The 14,077-nt window shown below is 61.8% G+C and carries 17 protein-coding genes; 2 read left to right on the forward strand and 15 right to left on the reverse strand.

Annotated features, from left to right (window positions below; translation table 11 throughout):
• From BFN10_RS15990 to BFN10_RS16005, 4 genes are all read right to left on the reverse strand, one after another.
• Positions 1-503: ATP-binding cassette domain-containing protein (locus tag BFN10_RS15990; RefSeq protein ID WP_139221112.1), on the reverse strand; the 503-nt coding region annotated here is incomplete at its 3' end.
• Complete coding sequence (locus tag BFN10_RS15995) at positions 500-1,480, reverse strand: substrate-binding domain-containing protein (protein ID WP_093514569.1); 981 nt, start codon at positions 1,478-1,480, stop codon at positions 500-502. The genes BFN10_RS15990 and BFN10_RS15995, both read right to left, overlap by 4 nt.
• Positions 1,481-1,512: 32 nt before the next feature.
• Positions 1,513-2,334, reverse strand: coding sequence for an SDR family oxidoreductase (locus BFN10_RS16000; RefSeq protein ID WP_071490488.1), 822 nt, complete (start codon positions 2,332-2,334; stop codon positions 1,513-1,515).
• 157 nt (positions 2,335-2,491) lie between these two features.
• Positions 2,492-2,971 carry a GNAT family N-acetyltransferase gene (locus tag BFN10_RS16005; protein WP_010208407.1) on the reverse strand — a complete coding sequence of 160 codons (480 nt, stop codon included), beginning with the start codon at positions 2,969-2,971 and terminating at the stop codon, positions 2,492-2,494.
• Between the two features lie 190 nt (positions 2,972-3,161).
• Between BFN10_RS16005 and BFN10_RS16010 the strand changes: the two genes are divergently transcribed.
• Positions 3,162-3,494, forward strand: a complete 333-nt coding sequence (locus BFN10_RS16010) for a hypothetical protein (RefSeq protein WP_071490489.1) — start codon at positions 3,162-3,164, stop codon at positions 3,492-3,494.
• A gap of 51 nt (positions 3,495-3,545) precedes the next feature.
• Positions 3,546-3,812, forward strand: coding sequence for a hypothetical protein (locus BFN10_RS16015; RefSeq protein ID WP_058427435.1), 267 nt, complete (start codon positions 3,546-3,548; stop codon positions 3,810-3,812).
• A 49-nt stretch (positions 3,813-3,861) separates the two neighbouring features.
• Here the strand turns inward: BFN10_RS16015 and BFN10_RS16020 are convergent, their stop codons facing one another.
• From BFN10_RS16020 to tmk, 11 genes are all read right to left on the reverse strand, one after another.
• Positions 3,862-4,779: a PfkB family carbohydrate kinase gene (locus BFN10_RS16020; RefSeq protein ID WP_071490490.1), complete on the reverse strand. Its 918-nt coding sequence runs from the start codon at positions 4,777-4,779 to the stop codon at positions 3,862-3,864.
• A complete protein-coding gene (locus BFN10_RS16025; protein ID WP_071490491.1) occupies positions 4,772-6,238 on the reverse strand; it encodes a purine-cytosine permease family protein in 1,467 nt (488 codons plus the stop codon). Before BFN10_RS16025 ends, BFN10_RS16020 begins: the two co-directional genes overlap by 8 nt.
• A 74-nt stretch (positions 6,239-6,312) precedes the next feature.
• A complete protein-coding gene (locus BFN10_RS16030; protein WP_071490492.1) occupies positions 6,313-7,314 on the reverse strand; it encodes an ADP-ribosylglycohydrolase family protein in 1,002 nt (333 codons plus the stop codon).
• The gene (locus BFN10_RS16035) at positions 7,311-8,024 is read right to left on the reverse strand and encodes a GntR family transcriptional regulator (RefSeq protein ID WP_071490560.1); all 714 of its coding nucleotides are present in this window, start codon (positions 8,022-8,024) and stop codon (positions 7,311-7,313) included. The genes BFN10_RS16030 and BFN10_RS16035 overlap by 4 nt, the downstream gene beginning before the upstream one ends.
• A 70-nt stretch (positions 8,025-8,094) precedes the next feature.
• Positions 8,095-8,655 carry a DUF1285 domain-containing protein gene (locus BFN10_RS16040; RefSeq protein WP_071490493.1) on the reverse strand — a complete coding sequence of 187 codons (561 nt, stop codon included), beginning with the start codon at positions 8,653-8,655 and terminating at the stop codon, positions 8,095-8,097.
• 16 nt (positions 8,656-8,671) lie between these two features.
• Complete coding sequence (locus BFN10_RS16045; protein WP_071490494.1) at positions 8,672-9,277, reverse strand: DUF4823 domain-containing protein; 606 nt, start codon at positions 9,275-9,277, stop codon at positions 8,672-8,674.
• A gap of 143 nt (positions 9,278-9,420) precedes the next feature.
• Positions 9,421-10,389, reverse strand: coding sequence for a GTP 3',8-cyclase MoaA (locus tag BFN10_RS16050; protein WP_071490495.1), 969 nt, complete (start codon positions 10,387-10,389; stop codon positions 9,421-9,423).
• A 115-nt stretch (positions 10,390-10,504) separates the two neighbouring features.
• Complete coding sequence (locus BFN10_RS16055; protein WP_071490496.1) at positions 10,505-11,158, reverse strand: TetR/AcrR family transcriptional regulator; 654 nt, start codon at positions 11,156-11,158, stop codon at positions 10,505-10,507.
• Between the two features lie 449 nt (positions 11,159-11,607).
• Positions 11,608-12,393 carry a TatD family hydrolase gene (locus BFN10_RS16060; RefSeq protein WP_071490497.1) on the reverse strand — a complete coding sequence of 262 codons (786 nt, stop codon included), beginning with the start codon at positions 12,391-12,393 and terminating at the stop codon, positions 11,608-11,610.
• A gap of 63 nt (positions 12,394-12,456) precedes the next feature.
• The gene (locus tag BFN10_RS16065) at positions 12,457-13,446 is read right to left on the reverse strand and encodes a DNA polymerase III subunit delta' (protein ID WP_071490498.1); all 990 of its coding nucleotides are present in this window, start codon (positions 13,444-13,446) and stop codon (positions 12,457-12,459) included.
• Positions 13,439-14,071 (reverse strand): dTMP kinase, encoded by a 633-nt coding sequence (tmk, locus tag BFN10_RS16070; protein WP_071490499.1) that lies wholly within the window; start codon positions 14,069-14,071, stop codon positions 13,439-13,441. Before tmk ends, BFN10_RS16065 begins: the two co-directional genes overlap by 8 nt.
• Positions 14,072-14,077: the final 6 nt, after the last annotated feature.

Below are 14,077 nucleotides of genomic sequence, written 5' to 3' on the forward strand. Positions count from 1 at the left end.
GGTTCGTCAAAGGCAATCACATGGGCGCCACGGGACAGCGCCTTGGCGATTTCCACCAGTTGGCGTTGCCCAAGGGAAAGCCGACCGAGCTTCTCATCCGGATCGATTTCATCCGCCAGCCCCTTGAGGCAGGCCAACGCTTGCTTGCGCAACTGGCTGCGGTTGACCACCCCGAAGCGCGTCGGCAAGTGGCCGAGGAACAGGTTCTCGGCCACCGTCATTTCCGGCACCAGGTGCAGCTCCTGGTGGATCACCGCCACGCCGCTGGCAATGCTGTCGGCGGCGTTTCGGAAGGCCATGGTCTGCGCGCCGATCTGCAGTGAGCCGCTGCTGGGCAGGTAGGCGCCGCCAAGGATTTTCAGCAGCGTCGACTTGCCCGCACCGTTCTCGCCCATCAACGCATGCACCTCGCGCGGCCGCGCTTCAAAGCTGATCTGCGCCAGGGCTTTCACACCGGGAAACTCCTTGCCGATGCCGTTGAAACGCAAGGCCGCGCCGGTCATTTCCACAGCCCGATCTTGGTCAGCTCTGCCTGGAAGTTGGCGCGGGTGATCAGCGTCACTTCGTCCATCGCCGTGTATTTCGCAGGCTCCTTGCCGGTGGTGACCCACTCGTACATCGCCAACGCGGTGTTGTAACCCTCGATATGCGGGCTGGGCAGCATGGAGCCGAAGAAACCGCTTTCAGCCTTTTTCAACTCGCCGATGGCGTCGGTGCCATTGATGCCGATGCCGATCACGTTGGCCGCCTTGAAGCCGGCGCTTTCGGTGGCGCGTACGCCGCCGAGCACGGTGTTGTCGTTCATGCCGCCGATGATCAGGTTTTTCGCGCCTGCAGGCAGTTTGACCAAGGCCGAGTTGGTCGCGTCCATGCTGCCGGGAACGTCGAGGGTCTTGAGTGCGGCGGTCAGGATATGGTCTTTGGGTAGGCCGGCGTCTTCCAGGGATTTGATCGAACCATCGGTGCGCTTCTTGCCGGTGTCGAGTTCGTTATAGGTGTTGATCACCGCGTAGGTGTCCTTCCAATCCCAGCCGCGTTTTTTCGCCTCCTCCGCCATCGCGGTGCCCTGCTTCTGGCCCACTTCAAAGGCCGCCATGCCCAGGTACGGCACGTCTTCCATGAAGTTGCCCTTGGCGTCGACAAAGCGGTCATCCACAGCCATGACTTTCAAGCCATTGACCTTGGCCTTGGCCACGATGGCCGGGCCGAGGGACACGTCCGGCGGGCAGATCACAAAGCCCTTGGCACCGTTGGCGGCCAGGCTGTCGATGGCCGAGAGCGTTTTTTCACCATCGGGCACGGCGATCTTGATCACCGTAAAGCCGTGTTCTTTGCCGGCTTTTTCGGCGAAGGCCCATTCGGTCTGGAACCAGGGTTCTTCGGCCTGCTTGACCAGGAAGCCGATCTTCACTTCTTCGGCCGATGCAAAGCCACTGAAGGCAAGGGCGAGCGCGAGGGTGCCTAGAGTCTTCTTGAACATGAACCACCTCTTTCTTGTTATTGGAAAACGCGTTAGTCGTGGTACATCACAGACCGCCCGCCATCGATCATCAGGCAGGTGGCGTTGATAAAAGGCGCCTCGTCGGTCGCCAGAAACAGCGCGGTCATCGCCACCTCGATCGGCTGGCCGATGCGCTTGGGCGGGTGCAGGTCGAACGCACGCTGGCGCTCGGCGTGGGGGTCGGGGAAACCGTTCCAGTAGTCGACATTGAGTTGGGTTTCGATGTAGCCCGGCGCGATGGCATTCACACGGATGCCCTTGGGCGCATATTCGATGCCGAGGGCGCGGGTAAGGCCAAGCAGGCCATGCTTGGCCACGGGATAGGGGAAGCAGCCGGGGATGATGTGGCTGGAATGGGTGGAGGCAATGTTGATGATGTTGCCGATGCCCTGCTCGATCATGTGCGGCAGCACCGTGCGGCAGCCGTACCAGGCGCCGTCGAGGTCGATGGCGAAGCAGCGGCGCCAGTCTTCGTCGGTCATCTCCAGCGGGTCGCGGAACACATTGACCCCGGCGCAATTGACCAGCACATCCACCCGGCCGAAGCGCTCGATGGCCACATTGACCAGCGCCTGCCATTGCTCCCTGGACGTGATATCGACGGGTTGCGCGTAGATCTCGGCGCCGCGTTCACGCCAGTGGGCCGCGACGTTCTCGACCTTTTCGCCCTGGATATCGGCGATGACCAGCTTCGCCTGCTGCGCCTGGAAACACGCGACGATCGCCTCGCCAATGCCCTGGGCGGCACCGGTGATGATCACCACTTTGCCTTTGAGCCGCTCGCCGTAGGTGGGCTCGGGCACGGCGGGGAGTGACAACGGTTGTGCCTGCATCGCTTCACCTGTTTTATTTTTGGTAGTGAGTGCTGATGCAGCCGACTATAAACCCATCTTTTGAAACATCTCAATATATAAATTTGCATCCCATATAGTGAGCAAAACACAAAAAAATGTGGGAGTAGGCAAGCCCCTCCCACATTTTGATCTTCAGCTAGCCCAAGGCGAAATCACGCAGCGCATCGCCTTCCATGCGGTAACGCACCCACTCTTCCTGCGGCTGGGCGCCGATGGATTTATAGAAGGCAATCGCCGGTTCGTTCCAGTCCAGCACGCTCCACTCAAAGCGACCGCAACCGTTGTCGAACGCGATCTTCGCCAGGTGGCGCAAGAGCTTCTTGCCTGCGCCACCACCGCGTTGCTCCGGGTTGATGTACAGGTCTTCCAGGTACAGGCAGTTGCTGCCCAGCCATGTGGAATAGCTGAAAAAGAACACCGCAAAACCAATCGGCAAGCCATCGCGCAAACAGATCAGGCCATGGGCGGTCGCCCCTTCGCTGAACAGGCTGCGCTCGATGTCCACCACACTGGCGATCACTTCATGCCGGGCCTTCTCATACTCGGCAAGCTCGGTAATGAAAGTCAGGATCTGCGCAGCATCGCTGGGCACGGCGGGGCGAATCTCGATGGTCATGGGTGAGCCTTGGCAATTTCAAAGCACACATACTAAGGCGCTTTCGTGACGAGTTGCAGCGCATTTTCGTGGTCAATGGCACACAAAATCTTACAGGTGACACAAGACCGTTCGTCGCCATCAAGGCACGAACGTAGAACACCGGCGGACCAATAGAGGGTAAGGACATTCATCATATGGAGACACCCTCATGAAGCATTCCAAGTTTGCTGCCCTCGCCCTGGCTGGCCTGTTGTCTTCGGTTTCGCTGAGCGGTTTTGCAGCCACCTCCTCTACCGGCCCGACCAATCCGGACGCCACCACCGAGTCCCAGAAATCCATGGGCACCGGCCTGGACACCAATGGCGGCGCAGTCATTGACAATACCAATGCCGCCGACCCGCACACCCAGGGTCATGACACTCAACGCCAGGCGCCAGCCGCCGTCGGCAACGGCAAAATGGGTCCATCGATCAATGAACCCAAGATCAATAAGGGCGATGACTCGAACCTGCCCGGCGCTCCGAAACAACCTGCGCCCTGATCCAACCAACGCCTGACGAACACCCGATCATTTCCCAGTGAAGAGGTACGCATGAACGTCGACAAAGACCTTGAAAAAGAAGTCCTGACCCGCCTGCTGCACGCTCACCCTCAAGGGCTGGGCAAGGAGGTGTTGGATAACTACCGCGGAGAAAAAGTCGTCGCCAGTGCGTTGGCGTTCCTGCAGGATCGCGGCCTGATCAAGGATGGGCATGTGACCACTGACGCCGCCGGTGAGTATGCGTTGAACCTGCCGATCAAGCTGACGGCGTCGGGTGTGGATGAGGCGCGCAAGCTGGAGTCTGAAACGAGCCAGTAGCCTCAAATGTTGGAGGGGGCTTGCCCCCTCCACATTTTTTGACCCTACCCTATTCCCGCAGCAAGGCGTCGACTTCTGCGCTGCCAGGCGATGTAGCCGGCCCCCAGCGTGTCACGGCCAGCGCTGCTGCTGCGTTCGCCCGGCGCGCTGCCTGGGCAGGTGCCAGGCCATCGGCCAACCCTGCAATAAACACCCCGGCGTGGGCATCCCCTGCGCCATTGCTGTCCACCGCCGTCACCTTGAACCCCGGCACATGCTCCGCCTGGCCATTGCGGCTCACCCAGCAGCCATTCGGCCCATCCCGCACCACCAGTAAGGCATCGCCGGGCAGATGACGGCTCAGGTCGACCAGCGCCTCTGCAACCGTTTCCGCCCCTGTAAATGCCAGTGCTTCAGGGCCGTTACTGGTCCAGATATCGATACGCGGCAACAGCGCCACCATCAGCGCCGAATCCGGTGCCTTCACCAACGGCCCCGGGTCGAACACCACCTGGATATCGCGAGGCAGGGCCAGTAACCAGTCGAGCAGAGCCTGCGCCTTGCCTTCCAGCAACAGGCTGTAGCCACTCACATACACATAATCGTCCGCCTGTGGAACCACCCGCGCCAGGTCGTCGGTGCTCAACTCGCCTTCAGCACCGATATGGGAAATGAACGTGCGCTCGGTGGTGGCCTCGGTCAGCGATACACACAAACCGGTATCTTTATCCGTGCTGGCGGCTTGGGCGATTTCGACACCTTCCGCCTGCATCGCCGCGCGTGCCAGGTCGCCGAAGCGCCCGTTGCCGTGACGGCCCAGGTAGACCACCGCCAACCCATTGCGCCGCGCAGCCGCCATCACGTTGAAGCCACCGCCGGCTTCGAAACTGGCCGATTGCGCCAGCACGTCGCCGCCGGTTGCGGGCAAGGTATCGAGGGCCATGACCAGGTCGACGATGACCTGGCCGGTGTGCAGCAATCTAGACATTAGGGCTCTCGACTAAAGCCGGGCGACGGTCAGCCGCACCGCCCAGCACCGCATAAATCCCGCCGGCCACCAGGAAGGTGACGATCCAGCCCAGGCCGTTGTGGCCCAGCCAGGAGTCGGACAAAGGCCCGGCGAACCAGATGTTCTCGGCGGTGGTGCCGATGGTGGTGAAGCTGAAGCCCAGCACGATCGCCACGGCCCAGGCACCGAAGGCACGCCACTCCACACCGCCGCGATACCAGTAGGCGCTGCTTGGGCTCACGTCCAGCAGGTCCTTGGCGCTGTAGTAGTGACGGTGGATCAGGTCGACCACAAAGATGCCGACCCATGCCGTGATCGGCACCGCCAGCAAAGAGATGAACGTGATGAACGGGCCGTAGAAACTGTCGGCGATCAGCATGAAGTAGATGGAGCCGGCGAAGATCGCCACGATATCGACGATCACCGCATGCACGCGCTTGACCTTCAATCCGAGGGTCAGCGTGGTGAGGCCCGCCGAGTACACCGACAGGTTGTTGGACAGCAGCAACCCACCGAACGCGGTGATCAGGTATGGCACGGCCATCCAGGTCGGCAGCATGTCGCGGATCGCGACGATCGGGTCGGTGGCCGAAGCCAGGTCATTGTTGCCCACCGACAACAGGCCGCCGAGGGTGATCAACAGCACCAGCGGAATGCCCGCACCGAACGCCGCCGACGCCACCAGGCGCACCGCCTTGACGCTGCGGTGCTGGTAGCGCGACATGTCCGCGCCGGCGTTGGCCCAGCCGATACCCGTGCCGGCGGCCATGGTGCCGATGCCGATGATCATCGCGCTCAACGGTGCCGGGGTAGCGTTGAACACCGCGCTCCAGTCGATCGTGGCGCAGAGGAAGCCGCCGACCAGGATGTTCAACGCGCCGAACACGTAGGTGGCCCACTTCTGGATCACCAGCAAGGTGGCGTGGCCCAGCCCGGATACCGATAAGGTCAGCAGCACGAAGATGGCGATGAAGACCAGGGTGAGCACCGGTGCGCTTTTGGCTTCGACCGGCGAGCCGAACAGGATCGAGCACAACGACAGCAGCACAAAGGCCGCCGTGGTGGTGTTGACGGTTTCCCAGCCCAGGCGCGACATCAGCGACACCAGGGTCGGGCCGATATTGCCGCGCACACCGAAGATGGCGCGGGACAGCGTCAGGCTGGGCGCACGGCCGCGACGGCCGGCGATGGAGATGACGCCGACCACCGCAAAGGAGCCGGCGGCGCCGAGGATCGCCACGATGATGGCCTGCCAGATCGCCAGGCCGCGAAACGCGACCAGCGTGGCGCCGAGCGGCAAGCCGAGGATGCTGATATTGGCCGCGAACCACACCCAGAACAGTTGCAGCGGGTGGCCGTTGCACTCGCCTTCCGGGACCGGTTCGATGCCGCGTGTTTCCAATTGCCCGGCGCTTTGACCGGAAGATGTACTGCTCATGAGGGGGTGCTCCAAGTGCCTGTATTGTTGTGGTTGTGGCAGGTATACAAAGCGAATCTTCCGGTCGTCCTGACTCAGCGCATTTTCAACAGCTCTTGAACCAGCGATTGCAGATCCAGGCCATTGACCTGCTTGACCTGTTCGATCATCGCCTCGGGCCAGCACTGCATGCCCAGGCACGCGCCGAGCATGGCGCCGAGAATCGCCGCGATGGTGTCAGTGTCGCCGCCAAGGCTGGCCGCCAGGCACAACGCCTCGAAGGCATTCATTTCGCCCACCGCCACTTGCTGGGCCAGGGCGAACGACACCACCACCGACTCCTGGGACGCGACGGAGGTGCCGATCAATTCGTACAACAGGTCCGCGAACAGGGCCTTGTCACCGCTGCCGACGCTCAAGGTCCGCGCCCAACTGATGCGCGTGGAAATCCGCCCACCAGCGATCCAGTGACCATGGCCTTCGGCCTGCTGGGCAACCTGGGTGCCGATGTTCAACGCTTCGCCCAGGTCCACGCCGTTGATGCCGGCCGAAACCACCGCCGCCACCGCCGCCGCGCTGGAAATACCCAGGGTGGTGTTGTGGGTGACCTGGCAGGCCTGGATCACCGCCTTGATAAACTGCGCCGGGTCGCTGACATCGGCGGCAATCCCCACTGGCGTGATGCGCATCGCGGCGCCGTTGGTGGTGCCGTAGCGGCCGGACTCTTCCGGGGTGTGGCCGGCGAGGATCATGTCGATTGCACGCTTGGTGGAGGGGCCGAGCAAATCCTGCGAGCCCTTGGCACGCATCACCGCTTCCCAGTCGATCAGGCGCTGGGCAAGCACAGTGGGTTCGATCTTGCCTCGGCCTTCCACCAGCAACTCGCCCACCAGGATGGCCTGTTCGGTGTCATCGGTAATGGAGCCGGCGGGCATGTTCGGTGCGATGGGCTGGTCGGCATCGGCGTTTTCCAGGCCGGTGATGGCACCGAAACGCGCACGCACCTGTTCGCGGCTCAAGGACTGGGTCGGCATGCCCAGGGCATCGCCCAAGGCCAGGCCATAGAACGCGCCGAGGGCGCGATTGAGCGGGGTCATTTCGAGTTTCCAAATTGCAGGTGCAGGCGAAAGTGCAGAGGGTCGAGCAAGCTTTCGACATACTCCATGAAACGTTCGCGACGGTCGTAGGTGGTACGCGAAGCCTTGAGGAACACCGTACCGGCTGGGCGGCCAAGCAACTCGGCGTCTTCATCGCTGAGGGGCTCGGCACCGATCCATTGGTCCCCTTCGGCGCCGACATATCCGTAGGCGGCCAGGGTGATGGTCAGGGAATTATCGATCAGGCCTACTCTTGGCAGGCCCTCCAGGCCTCCGGAAGCGGGCATCAGCGAGCGTTCCAGGGACACGGCAGTGCCATCGGTAGTGCGACGACGGCGGTCGAGGGCAATGAATTGGTCGCTGCCGAAACGGCTGAGCAGGTCCGGGCGGGTCACCGCTTCCAGGCGCAGGATATCGGCGTTGACCTTCGCACCGGTGTCCGCCAGGGCTTGGGCCCAGCCACTGCGCTGGTCGAGCACCATGCCGTCAAAGGTCACGATGGAGCCGACGCCGCTCTGGGTCGCGATGTAGTTGCGCCGCTTGAGTTCGGCCAGGGCCTCGCGCAGGGTGCCGCGGCTCACCGCGAACTCCTCGGCCAATTGATGCTCGCCCGGCAGCAGGAAACCGTCGGCCATCACCCCACCCTCGATACGGCGGATGAGCTCGTCGACGACGCGTTTTTTCTTATCAAATCGAACATGTCTAATCATGTACAAATTGATAACGCAAAGCGCCCATGTGCAGCAAGCGAATTATTTCAGGGAGATGATAAAACCGGCGTCAGGGCTCCAGGCCAATAGGGAAAAACTCCCCTGCGCTCCAGACGCCCAGCCAGTTCTGACCGTTGATCGGACGGCTCACTGCCAACTCCACCAACTGGTAGAACGCATTGCGGTGCACCAGGGCTTCGAGGTTGCTGCGCACTCGCAGATAGGGTGCAGGCTCCTGGGTCACAGGATCGATCACCACCCGCAGCGGGTGTTCGAGGCCGGCTTCGACCTGGTCATCGACGTTGGTGGTGAAGCGCAGCACCTGGCTTTCGCCCTGCCCTTCGACTTCCAGGGTAATGGCGACAAACGGAGCATCATCGACGGTGATGCCGACTTTTTCCACGGGGGTAATCAGAAAGTAATCATCGCCATCGCGACGGATGATGTTGGAGAACAGCTTGACCATCGGCTTGCGCCCGATCGGCGTGCCTTGATAGAACCAGGTGCCATCACGGGCGATACGCATGTCGATATGGCCGCAGAAGTCCGGGTTCCACAGGTGCACCGGGGCCGGACCCTTGCCCTTGGGCAACTGGGCCAACAGGTCGTTGGCCTTGGCGGAATCGGTCATGGGGTTCTCCTGGGTCTTATGGATTGCTCATCCCCAACAGGCCGCGGGCGTACTGCGCCAGGGGGCGGGCAATCAGGTCTTCTGGCTTGTTGTCGTGAAACGTCAGTAAACCGCCACGACTGCGTATACGTGCAGTATCAATCAAATACTGGGTGCTGGTCTCGATCAACATGATCTGGATGACGCCGCTGTCCAGGCCGACGCGGTCGAGGGCTTCCTGGTCGGCCCATTCATCCGCGTTGCCGATGCGGTCATCCGCCTTGGCGAAACGGCAGTACAGCAGGTAGTGAGCGCCCGCCGCGCGGGCTTCGGCCATGGCCTGCTCCAGGCCTTCAGGCTGACGGGCGCGGCGCACCATGGGGAAGTACTCGACAAAGCCATTGAAGGCTTCTTCGGCCACCACGTTCGGCCGCGGGTAGGCACTGCCCGGCGGCACAAAGGCGCCCTGGGCGATAAAGACAAAGGAGTCCGGCTGTATGCGTACCGAGGCGGTACGGCGGGTATCGCTGTGGTCCAGCAAACCGGCGTCGCTCATCTGATAGCGGGTACCTTCGGCCATATCGCTGACGGTCATGCAGCCACTCAGCGTCAACGACGCCAGCAACAAAACCACACTACGCATCCTAATCCTCCAGAAGCCGGTGACGGAAAACCGGCGAATGGGCGTGTGATGCAGGTTTTGCGCCATTTGGCAGCAACCTATGACAAATGTGGGAGGAGCTTGCCCCTTCCCACAGTTGGTTGTGTGCTGGCTTGGCGGGTTGTTTAGCCGCCGATGATTTTCATGATGGTGGCGCCGCCAGAAAAAGCCACCTCCTGCTTGTCACCCAACGCCTTCATCAACAGCCCCTGCAAGGCCGGGAGTGCTTGATGGCGCGGCTTGTCCAGCAGGTCGCCGACGTAGTGACGGTTACTCGACGACAGGCAGCCATGCAACCAACCCGTGGACGACAAGCGCAACCGTGAGCAGGTGCGGCAGAACGGTACGCTTTCGTTGGCGATCACACCAAAGAAGCCTTTACCGGGGATTTCGTAGCGTACGGCAGTGGCATCCACAGGCGCATTGGCTTGCAGGTATTCATGCTGCTCACCGATCAAACCCAGCAGTTGTTGCAGGCTGACAAACTGCTGCAGGAACGCGTTGGAGTCCTTGGCCAGGTGGCCCATGCGCATCAACTCGATAAAGCGCAGCTCGTAGCCACGCTCCAGGCAATAGTCGAGCAGCGGCATGACCTGGTCGAGGTTCTGGCCGCGTAACGGCACCATATTGACCTTGATCTTGATGCCTGCAGCGCGGGCCTGGTCCATGCCGTCGAGCACAGTGGCCAGGTCGCCACCACGGGCAATGCTGCGGAAGGCATCTGCGTCGAGGGTATCGAGGGACACGTTGATGCGCTTGATCCCGGCCTCCACCAGCAACGGCAGCTTGCGCGCGAGCAATTGGCCATTGGTCGTCAGGCTGATATCGCTGAGCCCCATCCCCCCCACGGCGCCCATGAACGCTTCCAGCTTGGGGCTGACCAGCGGCTCGCCGCCGGTGATGCGCAGGCGGTCGATGCCCGCCGCTTCGATCAGGTATTCCACACCACGGGCCATGGCCTCGGCGGAGAGTTCGTCCTGGGCAGCCACCAGCCGCTTGCCGTTAGGCACGCAGTAGGTACACGCGTAATTGCAGGCTGAGGTCAGGCTGATCCGCAAATTGCGAAAACGCCTGCCTTGACGATCAACGATCATGGATCACTCCGGCAGAGGATGATTCGGGCGCGCTAAAAGCTGACTGATAAATCAGCTTTTAGCAAGAGTCCATGCCTGAGTATATTCCTGGGGTACTACGCGTGGCAGCAAATCATTACGTGGCAGGCGTTTCTGCCGGTGGCTGCTCACTGCTGTGCTTGCGCTTGTTGCCCATGCGCACGCCGATATCCATCAAAAACTGGAAGAAACCTTCCTGGTCTTCCAGCACGTTGCTCCAGAACGGCGAGTGGTACAGCGCCACGGCACCGTGGACCAAAGCCCAGGCGGCGCAGTAGTGGAAATACGGCGGCACATCTTCGAGCTTGCCTTCGCTGATGCGCCCCTTGATCAGCAGAGTCAGACGTTCGAAGTTCGAGGCGCGGATCTTGTGCAGTTCCTCGACCATCTCCGGCACCTGGTGGCCCTTGACCACCTTCTCTTCCAGCCGGTCGAACAGGCGATAGCGCTGCGGGTCACGCATGCGGAACTCGAAGTAGGCACGGGACAGGGCTTCCTTGTCCTTGTCGACATCGGCCGAGTGCAGCAGCTCGTTCAAGTCGCGCTCATAGTCGAGCATCAGGCGCAGGTAGATCTCGGCCTTGGACTTGAAGTGCTTGTAGATCGTGCCTTTGCCGATACCCACGGCATCCGCGATCATCTCGACGGTGACGCTGTCTTCACCTTGTTCAAGGAACAGCTTGAGTGCGGTGTCGAGAATTTCCTGCTCACGGCGGCGAAACTCACGGACCTTACGGGGTTCTTTGTGCATGAGGACGAGGTCTGCAAAGGTCGGATTAGGGAGGGTTGCGCAGGGCCACGGATACGTGGCGATACGATTTACCCGGTGCGAGGGATTATCCCGACTGAACGGTCGTTGGGCAATGTCTATGTGAACCCGGAATGCACTTTACTTTCAGCACACCAACGTTTTCATTGATATCAGTCAGAAATAATACGCAACAACTGCACACGTGCACCGACCTGATGAGAACTCAAGCGAAGCGCGCGTATTCCAAATCTGTTTAAAAAACGATCAGCCGCGACTGGACTGAATCGGATACTGATCAATACTTGAACTGTCGGCGTGACATCTCCCCCAAGTGAAGCGCCGACCTGGGTACCAACGGACCGCGTACCCTTGTTTTACTCCTAATGGTCTTAACCCGGATTCACCCCCCCAGAACCCGGGTTTTTTTTGCCTGCGATTTGACCCTCGCATCAAGAAGCGACGTGGGCCAGTGGGAAAAGGCGCTTGAAGTTTTCAGTGGTCTGCTCGGCAAAACGCTCGTAGGACTCACCGCGCAGCATCGCCAGGTAATCCGCCACGTCGCGCACATACTCCGGCAGGTTCGGCTTGCCGCGATGGGGGATGGGAGCCAGGTACGGGGAATCGGTTTCCACCAGCAGGCGGTCGGCGGGCACCTGGCGTGCGACATCACGCAGGGCGTCGGCGTTGCGGAAGGTGACGATGCCCGACAGCGAAATATAGAACCCCAGGTCCAGCGCCGCCTTGGCCATGTCCCAGTCTTCGGTAAAGCAATGCAACACACCAGCCTGGGGCAATGCCGCTTCGCGCAGCAGGGTCAGGGTATCGGCACGGGCGCCACGGGTGTGGACGATCACCGGTTTGCCGGTCTGCCGGGCGGCTTGCAGGTGCAGGCGGAACGAAGCCTGCTGCAACTCGCCGGCTTCGGGTTCGTAGTGGTAATCCAGGCCGGTTTCGCCAATGGCCACCACGCGCGGGTGATTGAGTTCACCCAGCAGCCAGTCGAGTGCCGGGGCTTCACCGGGCTTGAGGTCCAGCGGGTGGATGCCCACCGAGCAATCCACATCGGCATAACGCTCGGCCAGGGATTTGACGTCCGCTGCATTCTCCGCGCTGACGCCGATGCACAGGAAGTGCCCTACCCCACGCTGGCGTGCGGCGTCGAGGGCAGCGTCAAGGGAACCGCCGTGCTGGGCCAGATCGAGGCGGTCAAGGTGGCAGTGGGAATCTACAATCATAGGAATCTACAACTTCAGTCACGAAAAGTGTCTGGCCGACGATACACCCGCCGGCCACGGAAATTAACGGCGTCCGAGCAAACCGACCCATTGCACCAGCAACGCTTCAAGCAGCAGCACGCGGTTGAGGTTGGCCTTGCCGAGCACCTTCTGGCGCTGGGCGAGGATCCAGTCCTGGATCGCCAGCACCTTGTCCTGGGCACTTTTCTGCGCCAGGTACTGCACCACCTTGCGCATATCCGGCAGGCCCAGACCGTTTTCATCCTGGGTCAGCTGGTAGCGCAGGATCAGGCTTGACCAGTCGCAGAACCAGTCGAACAGCAACAGCAGGGGGATGTCCTTCCAGGCGCTTTCTGCCAGCTGGGTGGCGGACACTTCCTGCTTGATCAGTTTCTTGACCCCCTCCACCACCAGCGCACGTTGTTCACGCACGCCCTGGACCTGCAGCTTCACCGCCGCCAACGGCGAACCGGCGGCCAGGGTCAGCAACTCGACCCGTTCGTCCTGGGAGCACTCCGGCAACGCCTGCGCCAGCCACGCAAGACTCATGGCCTCGCTTGGCAGCGGGCACGCCTGCTGCACGCAGCGGCTGCGGATGGTTGGCAGCAAACGGCTGGACTGGTGACTCACCAGCAACAACACCGTATCGCCGGACGGCTCCTCCAGGCTTTTGAGCAAGGCGTTGGCAGCATTGATGTTCATCGCCTCCACCGGCTCGATCAGCACCACCTTGCGTCCGCCCATCTGTGCGGTCTGCACCACGAAGCTGACCAGGTCGCGCACCTGGTCGACCTTGATTGCCTTGTCGGCTTCCTCGGGTTCCAGCAGGTAGTTATCCGGGTGGCTGCCGGCCTTGAGCAGCAGGCAGGACTTGCACTCGCCGCAGGCCTCAAGCTTGACCGGGCGCTGGCACAGCAGGCTTGCCATCAGGCGCTCGGCCAACGCTCGCTTGCCGATCCCCACCGGCCCATGCAACAGGTAGGCGTGGGCGTGCTGGGCACGGCCGGCCAGTTGTTGCCACAGGCTGTCCTGCCACGGGTAGGCTTCAGCCACGGGCGCGCTCCAGCAGTTCGGGTAGCAGCGCGTCGATGGCCTGCTGCACCTGCGCCAGCGGCTGGGCTGCATCCAGCAGGGAGTACCGTGCAGGCTCCGCCTTGGCAAGTGTGAGGAATGCACTGCGTACCGCGTTGAAGAACCCATCGCCTTCCAGCTCGAAGCGGTCCAGGCGGCCACGAGCGCTGGCACGGGCCATGCCGACTTCCACCGGCAGATCGAACAGCAAGGTCAGGTCAGGGCGCAAGTCGCCTTGGACAAAGGTTTCCAGGGTGGCGATACGCTCCACGGACAAACCCCGACCGCCGCCCTGGTAGGCGTAGGTAGAATCGGTGAAACGGTCACAAATCACCACGGCACCACGGGCCAGGGCCGGACGGATTACCTCGGCCAGGTGCTGGGCACGGGCGGCGAACACCAGCAGCAGCTCGGTGTCCGGGTTCATCTGCTCGTCACCCGGCGCCAGCAGCACTTCGCGGATACGCTCGGCCAGCGGCGTGCCACCGGGCTCACGGGTCAACACCACCTCGATGCCTTCGCTGCGCAAGCGCTCGGCCAGGTAATCGCGGTTGGTGCTTTTGCCGGCGCCTTCGGGGCCTTCCAGGGTAATAAACAAGCCAGTCACAGGCAG

It is taken from the genome of Pseudomonas extremorientalis (genome assembly GCF_001870465.1).
Classification (GTDB): domain Bacteria; phylum Pseudomonadota; class Gammaproteobacteria; order Pseudomonadales; family Pseudomonadaceae; genus Aquipseudomonas; species Aquipseudomonas extremorientalis.